The following is a 2,418-nucleotide window of genomic DNA, read 5'->3' as shown; positions in this document are numbered from 1 at the left end:
ATCTTTAATCATCAATAATAATGGATTTTTATAATCACTAGTCATTTTCAAAGCAACTTCTTTTTGTACCATTACAATCAATTGATCAATATTACAATCACTTAAAATAACTTTTTCAATTATTGCTGTAGTAATATAGTACGGTAAATTAGCCACCAAATACACTTTTTGATATGTTTTTTTTAAATCAGCTACAATTTTACTTATCTCTTGTTTCATAAAATCACCAAAAATGATTTCAAGATTGTCAGCAGTTAAAAACTCATCATATACAGGTTTAAATCTTTCATCAATTTCAAAACTAATTACTTTTCCACCATAGCATGATAGCATTTGTGTTAAAGCTCCAATTCCTGGTCCAACTTCAATAACTGCCACATCTTTATCGATTCTTGTTTCTTTGATGATTTTGTTTACAACATTTATATCAATCAAAAAATTTTGTCCATATTTTTTTAGCGCATTTAAATTATACTTATCTAATATATACTTGGTCGTACTAAGTGTCGCTATATCTTTCATTAACCATTCTCTCTTTCTTTATGTTCATCTAATTTTTTTAAAACATCTTCTTTACTAATTCCAACCATATTTAACCTTTTAAATAAAGTCTTAACATTTCCATAGCCTAGATTAAATAAATCATATACTAATAATCTTCGTTGTTTATTTCCAATAATATCTAAATCAATAAACTCATGCCATGTAATACTTTGATTATCAACATCAAAACTAACCATATTTTCTAAAGCTAATACAACCGCTTCTTTATTAGCTTCGGCAATTCCTAACTTCTTTTTACCAGTAGCATCTTTTTTAGAAACAAAGGCATGTTTGCAATTAGGAACAACTGTTTGAATTTGATCTCGTATTTTTTTTCCAGGAAAATCTGGATCTGTCAAAACAATGACCCCTCTAGTTTTATTAGCTTCTTTAATTAATTCTAATGTTTTTTTATCTAGTGCTAAGCCATGGGTTTCAATTGTGTCTACTTCAAATAATTCTTTTAATAAAGCTGTATCGCTTTTCCCTTCTACCACTATTATCTCTTTTATTTTCTTCATATCTTCACCTATATTCTATCCTATATATTAACAGATCCACTATTTAAAAAACAAGCAGTTACCTTACCGGCTAACTACTTGTTTTTATTTTTATTTATCATCATATTCTTTATAGTCAACATCAATTACATCATCATCTTGATAATCATACGTATCTTGATAATAGGCCTTTTTTGTTTCTTCAACTTTTTCTTCGAATTCTTTATTAAATTCCTCGATTCTTTTTTTATACATATATTTCTTAATTGATGACCAGATTATTAATACAATAATAATCAACCATACAATTGGACTAGTAAGTAAATTTAAAATTAGACTCAGGATAACAATAATAAATAAAATTACTAAAACAGCATAATAAAATCCCATGACATCAACTCCTTATTTAAATTCAAATAATTCTTTAATTCTAATAGCTAAACCATCTGCTATTTTTTCTATCGATTTCAAAGAAATATTTCTCGTTCCTCTTTCAACATCAGAAATATAATTCTTTGATAAACCACAACGAAATGCTAATTCTTCTTGTGAAATATTTTGTTTCAAACGCAATTCTTTAACTCTTTGACAAAATCTCATTTCAATTTTATCCATCTCATACATTCTCCATTTGAATTAATCTTTGAGCCTCATCACTAATTTTTTTAAAGCGGTGATGCAACCCCGATTTACTAATAGTTTGTCCCGTTTCTTCATAATAAACTTGAGCTAATTCATTTAAAGACATTTCAGGATATTTTCTTCTAATCTACGCTACTGAACGAGTTTTTTCATCAAGCTTTTCTAATCCCATAAACATATCAACTGTATTGATATCATCAATCTGTTTATTAGCACTAGCAAGTGACTTAATTTCATTTGCAATATCACAATTATTCCAACGATTTACTGTATTAGACATATTTCGATCAATCCGTGTACTTTCAAAATTCATAACCGATCTACTTGCTCCCATTGCTCTTAAAAAATCACCTATTTTCTCTGATGATTTTAAATAAACAACATATCTATTTCTTCTTTTAATTATTTTTGCATTTAATTCAAAATTATTCATCAACTGTGCAATAAAATTGGCATATTCCTCTTCTGCAAAACTCATTTCTAAATGATAATTAGAAGTCTCTGGATTATTAACACTACCACAAGCTAAAAATGCTCCAGCTAAATATGCTCTAATACAGCATTCTTTTTGAAAAATCTTTTTATCAGGAATAATATGAAATCCAAGTCCATCCATTAATGACAGATCATCTAAAATTTCTCTAGCTTTTGTAACCTTCAAAATATAAACATTATTTTTCTTTAATTTCATTTTACGTGAAACAATAAATTCAATTTGTGGATCATATTCATC

Annotated in this window: 4 protein-coding genes and 1 pseudogene; all 5 read right to left on the bottom strand. The window is 27.2% G+C overall.

What is annotated here, in order from left to right; genetic code table 11:
* A partial coding sequence (locus ACLR9T_RS13870) for a ribosomal RNA small subunit methyltransferase A (protein WP_413110078.1) occupies positions 1 to 522 on the bottom strand: 522 nt, incomplete at its 3' end.
* Positions 522 to 1,064, bottom strand: coding sequence for a ribonuclease M5 (rnmV, locus tag ACLR9T_RS13865; RefSeq protein ID WP_087254218.1), 543 nt, complete (start codon positions 1,062 to 1,064; stop codon positions 522 to 524). The genes rnmV and ACLR9T_RS13870, both read right to left, overlap by 1 nt.
* A 90-nt stretch (positions 1,065 to 1,154) precedes the next feature.
* Positions 1,155 to 1,433 carry a hypothetical protein gene (locus ACLR9T_RS13860; protein WP_087254221.1) on the bottom strand — a complete coding sequence of 93 codons (279 nt, stop codon included), beginning with the start codon at positions 1,431 to 1,433 and terminating at the stop codon, positions 1,155 to 1,157.
* A gap of 12 nt (positions 1,434 to 1,445) precedes the next feature.
* Positions 1,446 to 1,658, bottom strand: a complete 213-nt coding sequence (locus tag ACLR9T_RS13855) for a helix-turn-helix domain-containing protein (protein ID WP_413110077.1) — start codon at positions 1,656 to 1,658, stop codon at positions 1,446 to 1,448.
* Position 1,659: 1 nt separating this feature from the next.
* Positions 1,660 to 2,418: pseudogene (gene whiA, locus ACLR9T_RS13850) on the bottom strand (DNA-binding protein WhiA); the annotation flags it as partial.

Origin of the sequence: Thomasclavelia sp. (assembly GCF_047249845.1) — a bacterium.
Lineage (GTDB): Bacteria > Bacillota_I > Bacilli_A > Erysipelotrichales > Coprobacillaceae > Thomasclavelia.
This window is presented reverse-complemented; position numbering and strand designations above follow the sequence as displayed.

What these genes read in the sequence shown, in the direction of transcription:
- ACLR9T_RS13860 (WP_087254221.1), bottom strand. Translation starts at nt 1,433, where the DNA reads ATGGGATTTTATTATGCTGTTTTAGTAATTTTATTTATTATTGTTATC.
- rnmV (WP_087254218.1), bottom strand. Translation starts at nt 1,064, where the DNA reads ATGAAGAAAATAAAAGAGATAATAGTGGTAGAAGGGAAAAGCGATACA.
- ACLR9T_RS13855 (WP_413110077.1), bottom strand. Translation starts at nt 1,658, where the DNA reads ATGGATAAAATTGAAATGAGATTTTGTCAAAGAGTTAAAGAATTGCGT.